This window comes from Nocardia higoensis NBRC 100133 (assembly GCF_000308595.1).
GTDB lineage: Bacteria > Actinomycetota > Actinomycetes > Mycobacteriales > Mycobacteriaceae > Nocardia > Nocardia higoensis.
Map to the genome: position 1 here is coordinate 1 of NZ_BAGA01000176.1, position 17,481 is coordinate 17,481.

The following is a 17,481-nucleotide window of genomic DNA, read 5'->3' on the forward strand; positions in this document are numbered from 1 at the left end:
CTCACCGCAGGGGCAGGACAGGTTGGTCTTCACGGGGTGTTCCCTTCGTGCCGTTCGAGCGTCTTCGGTGGATCGGGTTCGGACATTGCGATGATCGCATGCGCCGGACAATCGAGTAGGGCGCGCATCACACTATCGCGGTCTTCGGGGGCGATTCTGCCGTCTCCGGCGAGCACGGCGTAACCCCACTCGTCGAGGGGGAAGTGTGCGGGTGCGTGCCGGGCGCAGATACCGAAGCCGTCGCACAGAGTCTTGTCGAAGCGAATTCTCATGCGGGCACCGTCGTTTCGGCTCGGAAGGGACGCACGGGCAACGGGGCGGGCTCGGCGCAGTCCGTGCAGCGGCCGGTGAGGTGGGTGTCCACCCGGTCGGGGAAGACGGCAAGCAGGCTCGCGGCGACGTTCGCCGCGGCATCGAGAGTGGCGCAGGCGCCCCGGCCGCGCAGGACGGTCGACCAGCGGCCCAGGTTGGCGATGTCGGCCTCGGTGGCGCGGTGTTCGTGCAGGGCGGTGGCGGCGGCCGCCATGGCGGCGGTGCCGTTGAAGCAGGAGCCGCACTGGCCCGCGTTCTCGCGGTCGAAATAGGCGAGCACGGCGGCGGCGACGGCGACGGGGCATTCCTCGGTGAGCAGGGCGACGGCGCCGCAGCCCAGGCCGCTGCCGAGTGCGCGCAGCGATTCGTGGTCGAGGGTGGCCTCGAGGATCTGTGCTCCGGCCAGACCGGAGAAGTAGCCGCCCATGAGCGCGCCGCGTACCCGGGCGGCGCGGACGCCGTGCAGGTCGAGCAGGGTCCGGACGGGTGTGCCGTGGGCGAGTTCGTACAGGCCGGGTGCGCGCTCGCCACCGGTCACCGTCGCCAGGAAGGTCCCCGGCGACGCACTGGTGCCGACCGCGCGGAACGCACCGCCGCCGTGGGCATGGACGAAGGGCAGATGCGCCAGTGTCTCGACATTGCTGACCAGGGTCGGCAGTCCGGCGACGCCGCGCTCGAACGGCCGGGGCGGTTTGTCGGACGGCTTGGCGGGGCCGCCGTCGATGGCGCGCACCGCGGCGGTCTCCTCGCCTGCCACGTAGCCGGGTTCGACGACGACCAGGTCGATCGGCACGTCGGTGACCCCGGCGGCGTCCAGCTCGCTCAACGCCCGGTCGACGGATCGGGCGGATTCCGGGTCGGAGAGGTAGACGATCGCGCGGTGCGCGCCGACGACGGCGGCGGCCAGGCGCAGGCCGTCGAGCACCAGATGCGGACGGTGGCGCATCAGCCATTTGTCCTTGATCGAGGCGGGCTCGCCTTCCTCGCCGTTGGCGACGGCCACCGTCCGGGAACCGCGCAGCGCGGCCGCCCGCACGCCGGACAGTTTCACCGCGATGGGGAAGCCCGCCCCGCCGCGCCCGCGCAATCCGGAGGTGGTGACCTCGCCCAGCAGCGCTTCGGTGGAGTCCAGCGCGCGGTATCCGCCGTCGCCGCGGTAGGCGGCGAGGTCCTCGACGCCGTCGATCTCGCGCAGCAGTCTCGGGACGATGCCCGGCGCGGCCGCGGTCGTGAGTGCGCGGGGCGAATCGGAATCATGCTGCATGGCAACCTCTTCGGTGGACCCGGCGAGACGTCCCCGTTGGGCGGGCCGGCTCGGGTGTGGAAGGCCGATTCGGCCGGTGCGCCGCGGACGGCCGATTAGTCTGTGCGGCATGAGGACCGCGGTGCTGCGTATCGACGTCGACCCGGCGCGGGAGCTGACCGCCGGTCGACGGGCGGAGGGACTCTCCGCGTTGCGGGCGGAACTCGCCGAGCTGGGCGCCGAAGTTCTCGGCCGGCCGCCGAGCAGCGGGGAGGACGCCGACGCACCCCGCGAGCTGCAGTTCCTGCTCGACACCGACGACGCGGACGCCGCCCTGCACACGCTGGCCGAGCTGTGCGCGAGGGTTTTCGGCACCACCCCGCAGCCGGGCGTGGTGACCTATGTCAGCCGGGGTACCGACGACGACGCGCACGGCGTCCTGGCCGGCTTCGGCCTGCACGGCGAAATCACCCGCACGCTCGACACCGACGGCTTCGATGTCGTCCACGTCCGCCTGCGTGCGGACGACCTGCGCCGGGTGCCGGAAAGCCGCATCCACACCGCCCTGGAAGCCTCGCTGAACTGCGAAGTCCGGCTCGAGATCGGCTGACCGGGCCGATCGCGGTCGCGCACCTCTCATCGGCCGAGGAATTCCAGGATGGCAGGCGCGGCCTGCACCCAGGTGTCGAACATGTTGAAGCGCTTCACCCGTCCCATCGCGCGGTCCTTCATCGCCTGCTCCCACGCGTCCTCCGGCCACGGTGGGTCGATCAGCGTGGAACCCCGGATGAGGCAGGAGATCTCCAGCGAGGTGCGCTTGGGGTGGTCGATATCGTGCTCGCCGCCCCGGATGATCAGTGTCGGCACCCGGATCCGGTCGAACTCGTCGTCGTCGACGCCGGGGATCGTCTGGCCGGGCTTCTGCACATAGGCGTTGAGCCAGCGCAGGGACAGTTTCACGAACTCCTCGGCGTCGAGGGCGAGCAGCCGCTTCTCGTTGGCGGGATTGGCCTCGATCCGCTCGCGCCACTCCCGTAAGCGGAGCAGCCCGGCGACGCCGGCACCGCGCACCACCTGCAGGCTGGGCAGGATGTAGTGCGCGCCGAGGTTGAACGTGCCGTAGGTGCCGCCGACGATGTTCCAGAGCACCAGCCTGCTCACCAGCTCCGGACAGCGAATCGTGGTGAGGATCGAATCGCGCGCTCCGCCGGAACCACCGGCCAGCACGCACGGCGCCAGGTCGAGGCCGGTGAGCAGCCCGGCCAGGGTCTCGGCGCGCATGTGGGATTCGGTCTGCCCGTAGAACTGCACATCGGAGGCTCCGCAGTTGGGCCGGTCCCACAGCAGCACCCGACAGCCGCCCTCGACCAGGGCCTCGGCGAGCGGGCGCAGCCCGGGAATATCCATCCCGTACCGGCCGCCGGGTGTCAGGACGACGAGTTCGCCACTGTCACCGAGGATCTCGTAGACGACGTCGCCACCGTTGATCGCCAGTACCGGCATGCGCGCTCCTCACGCTTGCACGACGACCGAGTCACCGACGATCCGCACCGGGTAGGTGCGGATGCTCCACTCCGGTTTGACGGCGGTGGTCCCGGTCGCCAGCTCGAAGCCCCACTGGTGCCAGGGGCAGTAGATGAACTCCTTGTCGCGCACCATCACCGCGTCACCGGGCACGTTCTCGTCCACCACGGTGCGGCCCCTGGTGCGGCCCGCGCACAGCGGCCCGCCCTCGTGCGGGCAGTAGTTCGCGATGGCGTAGAAGGTGCCGCCGACGTTGTAGACGCCGACCCCGTGCCTGCCGATCGGCACCACCTTGTGCTCACCGGGCGCGATCTCACCGACCCGGGCGACCACGTGCTCGCGGCCCTGAGCCAGCCGAGCCGGACGTTCCTGTCGGTAGTCCGACCGCGTCTGGTCGGGCTCGGCGGCCGCTGAGTCACCCATCAGAACACCCGCCGTCGACCGGTGATCGCCGGTAAGGTCTCCGGCAGGTGGTATGTCTGAATCCCGTTCAGGTACATGACTTTGTCGCGCGCGGCGACCGGCAGATGCTTGACCAGCCAGCGCGGATCGTCGAAGGTCCAGTGCGGATAGTCCGAGGAGTACAGCAGGATCTTGTCCGCCTCCATCCATTCGAACGCCCGGGTGAGTTCGGTCTTGTCCTCCGGGTAGTCCAGCGGCTGAGTGGTGAACTTGATGTGTTCCTTGACGTACTCCGACGGCTTGCGCTTGATCGTCATCCACTGCTTGCGCGCGGCGTAGATGGCGTCCATCCGCCACATCATCGGCAGGATCCAGGTGAAGGCGTGCTCGACGAACACGATCCGCAGGGTCGGGAATCTGTCGAAGACGCCGTCGAAGATCAGGCTCATGATCTGGTTCGCCGCGAGCAGCGAGTAGGTGACCATGAAATCGTGGTTGTAGCTGGGGAATCCGACCGGCGGCATCGGCATGGTCTCGAAGGCGCCGCGGCCGAGATGGCAGCTGACCACGATGTCGTGGCGGGTCGCCGCCTCCCAGATCGGGTCGTACCTCGGATCACCCCAGGCCGGGCGCGGTTCGGCCTTGATCAGGATCTGCGACATGAACGGGTGGCCCGCCCAGTGCTCGATCTCGCGGACGGCGCCCGCCGGGTCGTCGACGGCGGCGCAGATGGAGCCGCGCCAGCGTTGATGCCAATTGTTCTTCGGGTCCAGCCAGTGGTTGGCCAGCCAGTGGTTGATGCCGGTGGCCATGGCCTGGGTCGCCTCCGGAATCCGGGCCGCTTTCACGGTCGGTTCCAGGATGGCGATATCCGAGCCCGCCTCCACGATCAGCTGCTGGAACGCGAGCTCCGGTGAGCTGCCGGGGAATTCGCCGTCCTCGGGAAAGGAATCGACCCGCATGGCATAGGAGTGGGCGTAGTCGGGGGCGTCGTAGATGATGATGTCGCCGACCTTGTGACTGCGGAAATACGCGCTGCGGTACGGCTCGGGGATGTACTCGACCAGTTCCCCGCGCCGGGGCACGGGATGCACGTCGGAGTCGACCACGCGCACGGCGATCTGCTCGGGTACGGGGGCGCGGTGCTGTTCATGGGTCAGCATGGCCGTCCTTCCTGCGCGGCGGGGATATCGATCCCGTAGAGGCGCGCGGCATTGCCCCAGCAGAGCTTGTCGCGCTGCTCGCGGGACAAGGCCGCGGGCAGTGCGTCGATGTCGGCGCAGTGCCAGTGCGGATAGCTGGAGCCGAACATCACCATGTCCTGCTTGCCGGTGAAATCCAGCCATTCCGAGGCGAATTCGGCATCGCCGGGTCCGTCGATGCTGTTGTGTACGAAGTACACGTGCCCGGGCAGGTAGTCGCTGGGCATGCGCGGCGCCCACGGGGTCTGCTCGAGATGCGGTCGGCCGAAGGTGTCCATCCGCCAGGTGAACGGGGTCAGCAGATCCGCGCCGCCGTCGGCCCAGACGAACTTCAGGTCGTCGAAGCGTTCGAACACGCCCTCGGCCACCATGTTCATCAGGTGGTAGATGTAGTTCAGCGACATGAAGCCGTAGTACTGCTCGTAGCCGCGGGTGTGCCCCGACGGCGTCGGCGGGAAGGCGATGGACTCGCCGGTCTCGATGTGCGCGGCGACCGGCAGGCCGGCCGCGGCGGCGGCCTCCCACAGCGGCCAGAACTGCGGTTTGCCGTAGAGCTCACGCGATTGCAATGGGACGCCGACCTGGACCACCCGCGGATGATCGCCCCAGCGCTCGATCTCGCGCAGCGCGCCGGGGATGTCCTCCGGGTTCACGCGGATGGTGCCGCGGTAGCGCTCGGCGTATTCGCCCTCGTCGAGCCAGCGGGTCACCATCATCTCGTTGTGCGCGGCCAGCACCGCCGAGGTGAGATGCCGGTCCGGCAGGATGCCGCGGGTCATCGGATGCAGGATCGCCACATCCACGCCGCGCTCGCCGAACAGGTGCGCGCCGGCGAAGGACGGGTCGCTGCCCGGATAGCGCTTGTCCGGACCGCGCGTCCCGGCGGCGTACTCACCGCCGGGCGCGCCGTACCAGTCCATCTCGGCGTCGGGGATACCGCGGCTCTTGAACGGCTCCCGCAGGAACGAGCGCATGTCCCGGTTGGAGGTGAAGAAGATGTGCACGCTGGCGTCGACGACCGGCGTCCGCGTGCCGTCCGGATGTGTCCTCATCAGTCGATGCGGGCGATCTCGAGCCGCTCTGTCACCGGCGCGGCCAACCCCTGCTCGTCACAGATCCGCTGCAGCTTCTCCAGCGTCTCCTCCAGCCCGGCGCCCAGCCGCGGACCCGGCGTGAAGGTGGCGGGTAGATGGCGCATGCCCTGGATGACACCGATCGTGTCGTAGTGCACGGTGCCTTCGGGATCGCATCGGTAGTCGGGCATCCGGTCGAGCACGGCGGTCACCATCGACTTGAACACGGTCCGCGCCACATTGGATCCGATGCAGCGGTGCACGCCGAGGCCGAAACTGAAGTGCCGGTTGCCCTTCCGGTCCAGGACCACTTCGTTCGGGTCGGGGAAGATCGCCGGGTCGCGGTTGGCCATCGCCCAGGACAGCCACAGCCGCTCACCCTCCTGGAGCACGGTGCCGTTGACCGGGCATTCGGCGGCGACGGTGCGGCCGTCACCGGGCGCGGGGGTGAAGTAGCGCAGGAACTCCTCGGTCGCCTGATCGAGCAGCGACTCGCGCTCGCGGCTGAGCAGCTCGCGCTGGTCGGGATGCTGCGACAGCCACTCCAGGGAGTGCGCGGTGAGCGCGGTGGTGGTGTCGAAGCCGCCGCCGATGATGAGGCCGAGCATGCCCAGCATCTCCAGATCGGGGGCGGGCTCGCCGTCGATGCGCAGGTCGACCAGTGCCTTGACCAGTCCGGGACGCGGGTTCTCCTTGATCTCGAACAGGCTGGTCAGCAGGTCGATGCCCATCTGGCGGTGCATCTCGGCCACCCGGGCGGCGTCGGGGGAGTCCTCGGGGGTGTAGACCGCGGCGTGCACGGGCTCGCTGTAGAGCGACCATTTCTTCAGCGGGATGCCGAGCATGGCCAAGGTCAGCACGGCGGGAACGACATTGGCCAGGTCGTCGACGAAATCGATGCGCCCGGACTCGATCTTCTCGTCGATGGCGGCGCGGGTGACCTCGTCGATCAACGGCACCCAGCGGCGCACGGCCGCGGGGGAGAGGTAGGGGTTGAGCACCGAGCGGTACTGGCGGTGCTCGGGATCGTCCATCTCCAGCATCCCGCCGCGCACCAGGGCCGCCCGTTGCGCGGTCGGGATGGAGATCCCCTTGTAGCCCTTGCGAACTCCGTTGACGTCGTGGTCGTTGGAGACGTGCGGGCTGCGGGCCAGTTCGAAGACCACGTCGGCGCCCGCGGCGACCCAGTGGCCGTCGTAGGTGTCGGTCCAGGCGAGGGGGCACTCGGCGTGCATCTCCTCGGTGATCTCCTCGAACCGGTGCCGGTACTCGGGGGTGTGCCGGTCGAAGTGGTAGGTGAGTTGTTTCTTGCGGTCCCGGTCGGCGACCGCATCGTCGATGGTCACGGCTTCAGTTCCTCCTCGAGCGTGATCGCACGTTCGGGGCAGGAGCGCGCGGCTTCGCGCACTTTGTCCTCCTGCCCGGGCGCGACATCCTCGGAGGCCGGGGTGGCGTGCCCGTCGATGTCGCTGAGTTCGAAGGCCTCGGGCGCGCTGATGGCGCAGAGGGTGTGGCCCTGGCAGCGTTCCGAATCGACTCTGACCTTCACGGAGATTCCTTCGTCTGTACTGAGAAGCGGGAGTGGTCAGATGTGGTAGTCGTACCACTTCAGGTAGCCGCCGCCGTCGACCCGGACCTGCAGGCCGGTGACGTAGCGGGCTTCGTCGGAGGCGAGGAAGACGATCGCGTTGCTGATGTCCTCGGGCTCGACGTAGCGGATCGGCATGGCCTGCTGGACGGCGAAGACCGGCTCGGCATCGGCGCGCGTCGGGTGCTCGAGGTCCGGGCGGAACGACCGGTACATCGGCTCGCTCTGCAACATCGGGGTATTGCAGTTGGTGGGATGCACGACATTCGCGCGAATCCCACGTGGCGCGAGCTGGCGGCCGAGCTCGTAGACGTAGGCGGTCAGGGCGCGCTTGGAGTGCACGTAGGCCATGCCGCCCGGATCCTTGCCCGGCTGATCGATCTTGTTGATATCGATCAACGAGGCTGTCGAACCGGTGGCGATGATGGAGGCGCCCTCGGTCAGATGCGGCAGCGCCACCTGGATCGCGTTGATGGTGCCGATCAGATTGGTGTTGATCACATCGGTCCAGGCCTGCAGCTGCGGCTCGCCCTTCATGCCGGCGATACCTGCCTGTGCGATCACGATGTCCAAGTGGCCGAGTTCGGCGATGCCGGCTTCCAGCGCGGTCTTCAGCTGCGCGGCGTCACGGACGTCGGCCTTGGCGGTGTAGACGCGCCTGCCGGTCTTGGCGACCAGGTTCGCGGTCTCTTCGAGGTCTTCCGGGGTCGCCAGCGCGTAGCCGACGGTGTCGATGTTCTCGCACAGGTCGACCGCGATGATGTCGGCTCCCTCCTCGGCGAGACGCACTGCGTGACTGCGGCCCTGACCGCGCGCCGCGCCGGTGATGAACGCGACCTTGCCCTCCACACGTCCCACAGCTGCTCCTTCCCTGCGAACATTCGGAAAATCCCTCGCAAGAATAATCCTTGCGATAAATGAGAACGGTACTCTTCCTCTGATGTGCCCGCAAGGATTCCGGCTCGGCTGCTCGCCGGAAATGTCCGATTTCATCCTGGTCGCACGTCTGAGAATGATGTTTCCGCTTGGTGCCACCCGAGGTGATTGCCGTACCCGCCGACGCGGCCGTGGGCCGGCGCCGTCGCCGAAGTCGAGCTGTCCGCACGCAGGCTCGCCGCCGGCCGAGGAGCTGCTGTCGGATCCGCCGATGGCCGGTTCTCGCGAATGTGAAGTACGTGGGCCTGGGCGGCTCGCCGGTATCGGTCCCGGTCACTCGCAGGCTCGCCGACCTGGGGCTGGTCCCGTTCCGCGCCTACGGCAGCACCGAGCATCCCTCGATCACCGCCTCGCGCTGTGAATCCCCTGAGTTCGAGCGTTTGTGCACCGACGGCAGGCCGATGCCGGTGTGGAGGTCCGGCTGGCCGAGGGCGGCGAAATCCTCAGTCGCGGACCGGATCTGTTCCTCGGCTATCTCGACGACGAGCAGACCGCGAGGGTCTTCGACGAGCAGGGCTGGTACCGCACCGGCGATCTCGCCGAAGCGGCGGTCGTCGCGGTGCCGGACGCCCGCTTCGGCGAGATCGCCGGCGCGGTGCTGCGATTGCGTCCCGCCGCGCGGTGGCCGACTCGCGAGCAGATCTGCGAACACTTCGCGGCGGCGGGCCTCGCGCGGCAGAAATGGCCCGAGCGGCTGTTCGAGGCGACGGACTTCCCGCGCACGGCCGGCGGGAAGGTTCGCAAACATCTGATCCGCGGGTCGATTGCCCGGCGGCCATTGCGGCATCCGGATTCAGAGAATAACATTCTCCGCATTGGGGAATGAAAATCTCGCAGGTGAGGCCGCTGATCGGCGGGTTCGGAGCCGGTGCGAGTGCGGTCGCAAGGGAGCGTGGAGTGCCTTCGCAGTGGGATACCGAAGTCGACGTCGTGGTCCTGGGCAGCGGCGCGGCCGGCCTGACCGCCGCGCTCACCGCGGCCGTGCGCGGAGCCACGGTCGCGGTGTACGAGAAGGCGGCCACCGTCGGCGGCACGAGCGCGGTCTCCGGCGGCATCGCCTGGATCCCGGCCCACGACCGCGCCGCCGAGCCGCTGCCGGTCGACGACGCGATGGACTACCTGCGGGCGCAGTCGCACGGCGCGATGGACGAGGCCCTGGTGCGCACCTTCGTCGAAACCGGCCCGGCCATGCTCGATTTCGTCGAAGCGCACAGCGGTGTGCGTTTCGCGGTCGCCGACGGATTTCCCGACTACAAGCCCGAACTGCCCGGCGGGCGGCCGGGCGGCGGCCGCTCCCTCGGTCCGGCCGCCGTCGATCTCGCGACGCTGGGGGAGTGGCGGGAACGGATCACCACCTTCCCGGCGGACTGGAGCAATGTCGGCTTCGACGCCGAGACCCGCGCCCGGCTCAAAGCGACCATCGGCGACGACGCCGAGGAGCCCTGCGTGGCAGGCACCGCGCTGATCGCCGGACTGCTGCGCGGCGTGCTCGATCAGGGGGTGATCCCCACGACCGGGGCGCGCGCGGTGGAACTGCTCGCCGAGGGCGGCGCCATCACCGGCGTCCGGATCGTCACTGCCGCAGGCGAATCCCGGGTCGGAGCGCGCAACGGCGTGGTCCTGGCGACCGGCGGCTTCGAATGGGACGAGGGCTTGGTGCAGACCTACCTGCGCGGGCCGATGCGCGGCCCGGTCTCCCCGCCCGACAACACCGGCGACGGCCTGCGGATGGCGATGGCGCACGGCGCGGAGCTGGGCACCATGAGCGAGGCGTGGTGGGTGCCGGTCGTCCGCATCCCCGGCGACACCATCGACGGGCATCCGCGCAGCCGCAGCGTGCGCCTGGAACGCACCCGACCGCGCAGCATCATGGTCAACCGGGCGGGCAAGCGCTTCGCCAACGAAGCGGGCGAATACAACTCGATGGCAGGGGCCTTCCACTACCTGCACCCCGCGCACGGGTACGTCAACGATCCGGCCTGGATGGTGTTCGACTCGGTTCATCTGCGGCGCTACGGATTTCTCGGCGTCGAGCCGGGCGGTGAGGTTCCGGACTGGTTCAACGAATCGGCGAGCCTGCCGGAGCTGGCGGGCAGGACCGGCATCGATCCGGACGGCCTGACCGCCACGGTCGAGCAGTGGAACCGGTACGTCGAACAGGGCTCCGACCCCGAATTCGGGCGCGGCGCCAGTGCCTACGACGGCTACTGGGGCGACCAGGACGCCGACACCCTGGCCGGCAAGACGCTCGGCCCGCTCACCACCGCGCCGTACTACGCGGTCCCGGTGACGGTGGGCGCCATGGGCACCAAGGGCGGGCCGCGCACCGACCACGACGGCCGGGTGCGGCACGTCGACGGCTCGGTGATCCCAGGCTTGTTCGCGGCGGGCAACGCGATGGCGGGCGTCACCGGCCGGGCCTACGGCGGCGCGGGCGGCACCATCGGGCCGGCGATGGTGTGGGGCTTCCGGGCCGGGCACACCGCCGCCACCGGCACGTCGCCGGCTTCCTGATCGCGACCACGAGCACAGAACGGATCGAGGGCGGGAGACGAGACGGTGGCCGAGCACGAGAGCATATGGAGTGACCTGCAAGGCGTGGCCTTCGAGCAGGGATATCTGGACCTCGGAGGGGTACGCACCAGATACCTGCACGCGGGCTCGACCGACCTGCCGACGCTGGTGCTGCTGCACGGGTCGGGTGGGCACGCCGAGGCGTACGTGCGGAACCTGGCCGCGCACGCCGAGCACTTCTCCACCTGGTCGATCGACATGCTCGGCCACGGGTACACCGGCAAGCCCGGCCACCCGCTCGAGATCGTGCACTACGTCGAGCACCTGATCGCCTTCCTCGACGCCATCGGCGCCGAAAGAGTGTGTCTCAGCGGCGAATCGCTCGGCGGATGGGTTGCCTCCCGAGCCGCCGTCGACCATCCGGACCGCATCGAACGGCTGGTGCTCAACACCGCGGGCGGCTCGCAGGCCGACCCGGAGGTCATGCGACGCATCATCACCCTGTCGATGGCCGCGGCCGCCGAGCCCACCTGGGAGACCGTGCAGGCCAGGATCAAGTGGCTCATGGCCGACAAGTCCAAGGGCTACGACGACATCGTCGCCAGCAGACAGCGCATCTACCGGCAGCCCGATTTCGTCGACGCCATGCGCGACATCATGGCCCTGCAGGACCCGCAGATCCGCGCCCGCAACCTCCTCGGCCCCGAGGACTACGGCCGCATCACCGCTCCCACGCTCGTGCTGTGGACCAGCGACGACCCGACCGCCGACGTCACCGAGGGCAGGCGCATCGCCTCGATGATCCCGGGCGCGCGCTTCGAGTTGATGACCGGCTGCGGGCACTGGCCGCAGTACGAGGACGCCAAGACCTTCGACGCGCTGCACCTGGACTTCCTGCTGGGCGGTCGCGATGTCTGATCGAAACGGCAGCACAGGCGTCGGCGGCGCGCCGGCCGGCGCCGGGCCCGGCGGGGCGCAGGTCGACGTCGTCCTGGTCGGCGCGGGGCCGGTCGGCCTCACGCTGGCGAACACATTGGGAATGCACGGGATTCGCACGCTCGTGGTCGAGGAGCGCCCGACACTGATCGACTACCCGCGCGGCGTCGGCCTCGACGACGAGTCGCTGCGCACCTTCCAGTCGATCGGCGTGATCGATCGCGTCCTGCCGCACACCACGCCGAATCAGATCATGCGCTTCGTCGACGCCGACCGCCGTCTGCTGGCCGAAATCGCGCCTACCGACACTTCTTTCGGCTGGCCCAAGCGCAACGGCTTCGTCCAGCCGCTCGTCGATGCCGAACTGCTCGGCGCGTTGGATCGATTCGACAGCGTGCGGGTGCGCTGGGGTGCGGCGATGACCGCCTGCCGCGATACCGGAGACCACGTCGACGTCGAGATCACGACGGCCGAGGGCATCCACACCGTCCGCGCGAACTACGTCGTCGGATGCGACGGCGGCCGCAGCGCCACCCGCAAGCAGATGGGCGTGAGTTTCGACGGCACCACCTCCTCCACCCGCTGGCTGGTGGTCGACCTGGCCTCCGACCCGCTCGGCCACCCCAATATCGAGGTCGGCGCCGACCCCGCACGCCCGAACGTCTCGGTGTCCATCGCCCACGGCATCCGGCGCTTCGAGTTCATGATCCACGACGACGAATCCGACGAGCTGGCCGAATCCCCGGAGTTCGTAGCGAAGTTGGTAGCGCCTTTCGTGCCGCACCCCGACCGCCTCGAGGTCGTTCGCACGCGCGTCTACACCCACCACTCCCGCATCGCGAGCGCCTTTCGCAAGGGCAGGCTGCTGCTGGCAGGCGACGCCGCGCACCTGATGCCGGTCTGGCAGGGGCAGGGCTACAACAGCGGCATCAGGGACGCGGCGAACCTCGGCTGGAAGCTCGCCGCCGTCGCCTCCGGCCGGGCCGGTGACGCCCTGCTGGACAGCTACGACCAGGAGCGCCGCAAGCACGCCCGCGCCATGATCGACCTGTCCACCATGGTCGGCAAGGTCATCTCGCCGACCGACCGCAAGGTGGTGGCCGTCCGGGACGTGCTGGTCCGCGCGGCCGCCGCCATCCCGCCGGTGAAGCGCTACGTGCTGGGCATGCGGTTCAAGCCCATGCCGAAATACGACCGCGGTGCGGTGGTGCACGGTTGGTCGCGTTCGGCGGTCTCCCCGGTCGGCACGCTGTTCATCCAGCCCAGGGTCGACACCCGCGACCGCGCCGACGTGCTGCTCGACGATGTGCTCGGGCCGTGGTTCGCGGTGCTGTGCTGGAACAACGACCCGCGCGCCGTCCTCGGCGCCGAGGCGTTCGCGCAGTGGAGGGCCGTGGGCGCGCGTTTCGTCGCCGTCCGTCCGTCCTGCCAGGTGCACTGGACCGGCCAGGACCACGAGGACGTGCTCGTCGTCGGCGACCGCACCGGCGCGCTCAAGTCCTGGTTCGACGCCCAGCGCGACTCCGTGCTGTTCCTGCGCCCCGACCGCGCCATCGCCGGTTCGACCATCGCCCAGCTCGCCCCCGACCTGAGCGCCGAACTGTTGCACACCCTTTCGCTGACCACTGGAGGACCCGATGCCGCTGGCTCTGTGCTGCGTCTCGCACAGCCCTCTGCTTGATCTGCCCGGCCCGGAGCCGGAACTGGTCACCGACATCGAGGCCGCGCTCACCCGGGCGGCCGATTTCGTGCGCGACTTCGACCCCGAACTCGTCGTCACCTTCGCCCCCGACCACTACAACGGCTTCTTCTACCGCACCATGCCCGCCTTCTGCGTCGGCACCGCGGCCTCCGGCGTCGGCGACTACGGCACCCACGCCGGCCCGCTGGACGTGCCCGCCCGGGTCGCGGGCGAGCTCGCCGAAGCGCTGCTGGAAGCGGGCATCGACGTGGCGGTCTCGGTCGCCATGGACGTCGACCACGGCACCGTCCAGCCGCTGCAACGCCTGCTCGGCTCGGCCACCGCCCTGCCCGTGGTGCCGATCTTCGTCAACTCCGTCGCGGTGCCGCTCGGTCCGCTGCGCCGTGCCAGGGCGCTCGGCGCGGCGGTGGGCGCGCACCTGTCCGCGCTGGGCAAGCGGGTGCTGGTGATCGGTTCGGGCGGGCTGTCCCACGACCCGCCGGTCCCGAGGCTGGCGACCGCCTCCGGCCCGGTCCGGGAGCGCATCGTGCACGGCGGGCCCATGTCGCCCGAACAGCGCACCGCCCGGCAGACGGCGGTTATGCGGGCGGCCTACGAATTCGCCGCGGGCAGAGGCGATCTGCGCGCGCTCAACCCGGATTGGGATCAACGCTTCCTCGACCTGCTCGACTGCGGCGAACTCGACGCTTTCGACGACTGGGACAACGCCCGCATCACCGAGGAAGCAGGCAATTCCGCTCACGAGGTGCGTACCTGGATCGCCGCCTTCGCGGCCCTCGCCCAGCAGGGGCCGTACCGGACGACGGTGCGCTACTACCGGTCCGCGCCCGCTCTGATCGCCGGTTTCGGGGTGCGCACGGCGATCGCCGAGCCGGTCGACAGCGCGGCGGCCCCGAGGAGGACACAGTGACATCCGGCCAGAACTCGCGTCCCGAGCAGATACCGCCCACCGAGATCGAGGTCGATGTCCTCATCGCCGGTTCCGGCGGCGGCGGGCTGACCGCCGCCCTGAAAGCCGAAGCCGCGGGGCTCGCGGTGCTGATCGTGGAGAAGGGGCCCGGCTATGGCGGCTCGACCGCCCTGTCCGGCGGCGGTATCTGGGTGCCGAACGCGCCCGCGCAGCGCCGCGACGGCTTCTCCCTCGACCCCGACGAGGTCGTCGCGTACCTGACGACGATCACCGAGGGGCTGGTCGCCGAAGAGCGCCTGCGCGCCTATGTCGACAAAGCCCCGGAGATGATGGAGTTCCTCGAACAGCGCAGTCGCTGGATGGAATTCGTCTGGAAGCCCGGCTACGCCGACTACTACCCGGAACTGCCCGGCGGCTCGGCCCAGGGCAGCACCATCAACGTTCCGCCCATCGACCTGCGCGAACTCGGCGACGACGAGGCGACGCTGCTCACACCGCTGGCACTGGCCCCCAAAGGCATCTGGCTGGGCCCCAAGGACCTGCGGCTGTTCTACCAGGTCCGCCAGAACTGGCGCGGCAAGGTGGTCATGCTGAAGCTGATCTGGCGGATGGTCCGCGCCCACCTCTTCGGCGACCGCATCGTCACCATCGGCCAGTCGCTGGTGGCCCGTCTGCGCCTGGCGCTGCGCGAACGCGACGTCCCGCTGTGGCTGAACTCCCCGGTCACCGCCCTGCACACCGACAACGGCCGGATCACCGGCGCGACCGTCGAGCGTGACGGCCGGGCCGTCCGGATCCGAACCCGGCGCGGGGTCATCCTGGCGACGGGCGGCTTCGACCACGACATGGCCTGGCGCAAAGCGGAACAGCCCGTCGTCGAGGAGGACTGGAGCTTCGGCAACCCGCTCTCGCGCGGCGACGGGATCCGCATCGGCCGCGAGATCGGCGCGGACACCGCCCTGATGGACGAAGCGTGGTGGTTCCCGGCGATCCAATGGCCGGGCGGGCGCCTGCAATTCATGCTGAACGAGCGAATGATGCCCGCCCAGTTCATGGTCAACGGCGCGGGCAAGCGCTTCATCAACGAGGCCGCGCCCTACATGGACTTCGGCCACGCCATGATCGAGGGCCAGAAATCCGGCGTCACCCACATCCCGTGCTGGCTGATCACCGACCACCGCTCGTGGAAGCGCTACGTCATCGGCGGCCACCTGCCGATCCCCAAGATCCCGTTCGCCCCCGTGCCGACCGGCTTCACCATGCCCGCCGAGTGGCTGGAATCGGGCGTGGTCAAAGCCGCGAACAGCTGGGACGAGCTGGCCGCGCAGATCGACGTCCCCGCCGACGCGCTGAAAGCCACCGCCGCCCGCTTCAACGAACTGGCCGAATCCGGGCACGACGACGACTTCCGGCGCGGCGACAGCGTCTACGACAACTACTACGGCGACCCGACCCTGCCCAACCCGAATCTGCACCCGATCGGCACACCGCCCTACTACGCCTTCCGCGTCATCCTCGGCGATCTCGGCACCTCGGGCGGACTGCGCACCGACGAGCACGCCCGGGTGCTGCGCGCCGACGACACGGTCATCGACGGCCTGTACGCCGTCGGCAACACCTCGGCCGCGGTCATGGGGCGCAGCTACGCCGGCGCCGGCGCGACCATCGGCCCGGCGATGACGTTCGGCTACATCGCGGCCGAACACCTGGCGGGCCGCCCCGGCGCGGACGCCGACACCGACAGCACCCGCCCGAGCCGCGCGGCGGACCAGGCCACGGCCGATACCGATGGAGGTACCCGATGAAAATTTCCCTCTTCTACGAATTCGCCCTGCCGCGACCGTGGACCGACGACGACGAGTACCAGATGTTCCAGGACGGCCTGGACGAGGTGGAACTCGCCGACAAGGCCGGCTTCTCCACCGTCTGGCTCACCGAGCACCACTTCCTCGAGGAGTACTGTCACTCCACCGCGCCGGAGATGTTCCTGGCCGCGGCAAGTCAGCGGACCGAGGACATCCGACTCGGCTTCGGCATCATGCACCTGCCGCCCGCCATCAACCACCCGGCGCGCGCCGCCGAGCGGGTCGCCACCCTCGACCACCTGTCCAACGGGCGCGTCGAGTTCGGCACCGGCGAATCCTCTTCGGTCGGCGAACTCGGCGGCTTCAACATCGACCCCGCCGACAAGCGCGAACAGTGGGAAGAAGCGCTGCAGGTGACCGTGCGCTGCATGACCGAGGCGCCGTTCACCGGCTTCAAGGGCAATCACATCGAGATGCCCGCGCGCAACGTCATCCCCAAGCCGCGTCAGACCCCGCACCCGCCGCTGTGGGTGGCCTGCACCCGGCCCTCCTCGGTGCAGATGGCGGCCCAGATGGGCATCGGCGCACTGAGTTTCGCCTACACCGGCCCCGAAGCGCTGGGCGAGCGGGTGCGTGGCTACTACCAGGAGTTCGAGGACAAGGCCGCGCCGATGGTGCCGAAGATGAACCCGAACATCCTCGCCATCGGCGGCGATCTGTCGATGATGGTCGCTCCCACCGACGAACAGGCCATCGAGCGTCTCGGCGTGGGCGGCGGCTTCTTCTCGTTCGGGATCATGCACTACTACATGACCGGCATGCACACCCCCGGCCGGACCAAGGTGTGGGAGAGCTACCTCGATGCGGTGCAGCAGGATCCGAGCGTCGCCTACGGCCCCGGCCGCGGCGCCATCGGCTCCCCGGACACCGTGCGCGAATTCCTGCGCGGCTACGAGGCCAGCGGCGTCGACGAGATCATCCTGCTGCTCAACCCGCGCAGCCACGAAGCCACCATGGAATCGCTGGAGATCATGGGCAAGGACGTGCTGCCCGAGTTCATCGAACGCGACGAGAAGGCCGTGGCCGAGAAGGCGAAGCGGCTCGAGCCGGTGCTGGCGAAGGCCGAGGCGCGCCGCAAGCCGCTGCCCGCCCCGGAGTTCGACGAGGACTACGCCTTCGGCGGACTGCCCACCGGACGCGGCGGCACCTTCACCGCGGGCGAGATCCCCGAGGCCATGGCCGAGATCGAAGAGGGCCAGAAGCAGGCCGCGGCGCGCCTGGAAGAACAGCAGCGCCTGCTGGAAGAACGCGGCCGGGCCTGAGCACGGGCCGAG

16 protein-coding genes and 1 pseudogene are annotated in these 17,481 nt (G+C 69.5%); 8 read left to right on the top strand and 9 right to left on the bottom strand.

What is annotated here, in order from left to right:
• Positions 1–29 precede the first annotated feature (29 nt).
• Together ON26_RS28345 and ON26_RS28350 are read right to left on the bottom strand one after the other, a co-directional pair.
• Positions 30–272, bottom strand: coding sequence for a ferredoxin (locus ON26_RS28345; protein WP_040800930.1), 243 nt, complete (start codon positions 270–272; stop codon positions 30–32).
• A complete protein-coding gene (locus ON26_RS28350) occupies positions 269–1,576 on the bottom strand; it encodes an NADH-ubiquinone oxidoreductase-F iron-sulfur binding region domain-containing protein (protein WP_040800931.1) in 1,308 nt (435 codons plus the stop codon). Before ON26_RS28350 ends, ON26_RS28345 begins: the two co-directional genes overlap by 4 nt.
• Before the next feature lie 109 nt (positions 1,577–1,685).
• Between ON26_RS28350 and ON26_RS28355 the strand changes: the two genes are divergently transcribed.
• Positions 1,686–2,165, top strand: a complete 480-nt coding sequence (locus ON26_RS28355) for a hypothetical protein (RefSeq protein ID WP_040800932.1) — start codon at positions 1,686–1,688, stop codon at positions 2,163–2,165.
• 26 nt (positions 2,166–2,191) lie between these two features.
• On the opposite strand, the gene ON26_RS28360 is transcribed toward ON26_RS28355, so the two are convergent.
• From ON26_RS28360 to ON26_RS28390, 7 genes are read right to left on the bottom strand one after another with little or no spacing between them, the layout of a single operon-like run.
• On the bottom strand, positions 2,192–3,058 hold the full coding sequence (locus tag ON26_RS28360; RefSeq protein ID WP_040800933.1) for an alpha/beta fold hydrolase: 867 nt from the start codon (positions 3,056–3,058) through the stop codon (positions 2,192–2,194).
• Between the two features lie 9 nt (positions 3,059–3,067).
• The gene (locus tag ON26_RS28365; RefSeq protein WP_051027792.1) at positions 3,068–3,502 is read right to left on the bottom strand and encodes a Rieske (2Fe-2S) protein; all 435 of its coding nucleotides are present in this window, start codon (positions 3,500–3,502) and stop codon (positions 3,068–3,070) included.
• Positions 3,502–4,644: an amidohydrolase family protein gene (locus ON26_RS28370; protein ID WP_040800934.1), complete on the bottom strand. Its 1,143-nt coding sequence runs from the start codon at positions 4,642–4,644 to the stop codon at positions 3,502–3,504. The genes ON26_RS28365 and ON26_RS28370 overlap by 1 nt, the downstream gene beginning before the upstream one ends.
• Positions 4,638–5,735: an amidohydrolase family protein gene (locus ON26_RS28375; protein ID WP_040800935.1), complete on the bottom strand. Its 1,098-nt coding sequence runs from the start codon at positions 5,733–5,735 to the stop codon at positions 4,638–4,640. Before ON26_RS28375 ends, ON26_RS28370 begins: the two co-directional genes overlap by 7 nt.
• Positions 5,735–7,102: a cytochrome P450 gene (locus tag ON26_RS28380; protein WP_040800936.1), complete on the bottom strand. Its 1,368-nt coding sequence runs from the start codon at positions 7,100–7,102 to the stop codon at positions 5,735–5,737. Before ON26_RS28380 ends, ON26_RS28375 begins: the two co-directional genes overlap by 1 nt.
• On the bottom strand, positions 7,099–7,305 hold the full coding sequence (locus tag ON26_RS28385; RefSeq protein ID WP_040800937.1) for a ferredoxin: 207 nt from the start codon (positions 7,303–7,305) through the stop codon (positions 7,099–7,101). Before ON26_RS28385 ends, ON26_RS28380 begins: the two co-directional genes overlap by 4 nt.
• Before the next feature lie 36 nt (positions 7,306–7,341).
• Positions 7,342–8,202, bottom strand: coding sequence for a mycofactocin-coupled SDR family oxidoreductase (locus ON26_RS28390; RefSeq protein WP_040800938.1), 861 nt, complete (start codon positions 8,200–8,202; stop codon positions 7,342–7,344).
• A 299-nt stretch (positions 8,203–8,501) separates the two neighbouring features.
• Here ON26_RS28390 and ON26_RS32690 point away from each other — a divergent pair.
• From ON26_RS32690 to ON26_RS28425, 7 genes and pseudogenes are all read left to right on the top strand, one after another.
• Positions 8,502–9,106: pseudogene (locus ON26_RS32690) on the top strand (AMP-binding enzyme); the annotation flags it as partial.
• Between the two features lie 71 nt (positions 9,107–9,177).
• Positions 9,178–10,794, top strand: coding sequence for an FAD-dependent oxidoreductase (locus tag ON26_RS28400; RefSeq protein ID WP_040800939.1), 1,617 nt, complete (start codon positions 9,178–9,180; stop codon positions 10,792–10,794).
• Between the two features lie 45 nt (positions 10,795–10,839).
• Positions 10,840–11,712, top strand: a complete 873-nt coding sequence (locus ON26_RS28405) for an alpha/beta fold hydrolase (protein ID WP_040800940.1) — start codon at positions 10,840–10,842, stop codon at positions 11,710–11,712.
• Positions 11,705–13,411, top strand: coding sequence for a bifunctional 3-(3-hydroxy-phenyl)propionate/3-hydroxycinnamic acid hydroxylase (locus ON26_RS28410; RefSeq protein ID WP_083884422.1), 1,707 nt, complete (start codon positions 11,705–11,707; stop codon positions 13,409–13,411). The genes ON26_RS28405 and ON26_RS28410 overlap by 8 nt, the downstream gene beginning before the upstream one ends.
• Positions 13,368–14,342, top strand: coding sequence for a 3-carboxyethylcatechol 2,3-dioxygenase (locus ON26_RS28415; RefSeq protein ID WP_051027797.1), 975 nt, complete (start codon positions 13,368–13,370; stop codon positions 14,340–14,342). Before ON26_RS28410 ends, ON26_RS28415 begins: the two co-directional genes overlap by 44 nt.
• Before the next feature lie 29 nt (positions 14,343–14,371).
• Entirely contained in the window at positions 14,372–16,147 is a 1,776-nt protein-coding gene (locus tag ON26_RS28420; RefSeq protein ID WP_051027801.1) for an FAD-binding protein, read from the top strand.
• Positions 16,144–17,469: an LLM class flavin-dependent oxidoreductase gene (locus ON26_RS28425; RefSeq protein ID WP_040800941.1), complete on the top strand. Its 1,326-nt coding sequence runs from the start codon at positions 16,144–16,146 to the stop codon at positions 17,467–17,469. Before ON26_RS28420 ends, ON26_RS28425 begins: the two co-directional genes overlap by 4 nt.
• The last annotated feature ends 12 nt before the right edge of the window (positions 17,470–17,481 follow it).

Coding starts and splice junctions, on each gene's coding strand:
- ON26_RS28345 (WP_040800930.1), bottom strand. CDS start 272: ATGAGAATTCGCTTCGACAAGACTCTGTGCGACGGCTTCGGTATCTGC.
- ON26_RS28350 (WP_040800931.1), bottom strand. CDS start 1,576: ATGCAGCATGATTCCGATTCGCCCCGCGCACTCACGACCGCGGCCGCG.
- ON26_RS28355 (WP_040800932.1), top strand. CDS start 1,686: ATGAGGACCGCGGTGCTGCGTATCGACGTCGACCCGGCGCGGGAGCTG.
- ON26_RS28360 (WP_040800933.1), bottom strand. CDS start 3,058: ATGCCGGTACTGGCGATCAACGGTGGCGACGTCGTCTACGAGATCCTC.
- ON26_RS28365 (WP_051027792.1), bottom strand. CDS start 3,502: ATGGGTGACTCAGCGGCCGCCGAGCCCGACCAGACGCGGTCGGACTAC.
- ON26_RS28370 (WP_040800934.1), bottom strand. CDS start 4,644: ATGCTGACCCATGAACAGCACCGCGCCCCCGTACCCGAGCAGATCGCC.
- ON26_RS28375 (WP_040800935.1), bottom strand. CDS start 5,735: ATGAGGACACATCCGGACGGCACGCGGACGCCGGTCGTCGACGCCAGC.
- ON26_RS28410 (WP_083884422.1), top strand. CDS start 11,705: ATGTCTGATCGAAACGGCAGCACAGGCGTCGGCGGCGCGCCGGCCGGC.
- ON26_RS28415 (WP_051027797.1), top strand. CDS start 13,368: ATGCCGCTGGCTCTGTGCTGCGTCTCGCACAGCCCTCTGCTTGATCTG.
- ON26_RS28425 (WP_040800941.1), top strand. CDS start 16,144: ATGAAAATTTCCCTCTTCTACGAATTCGCCCTGCCGCGACCGTGGACC.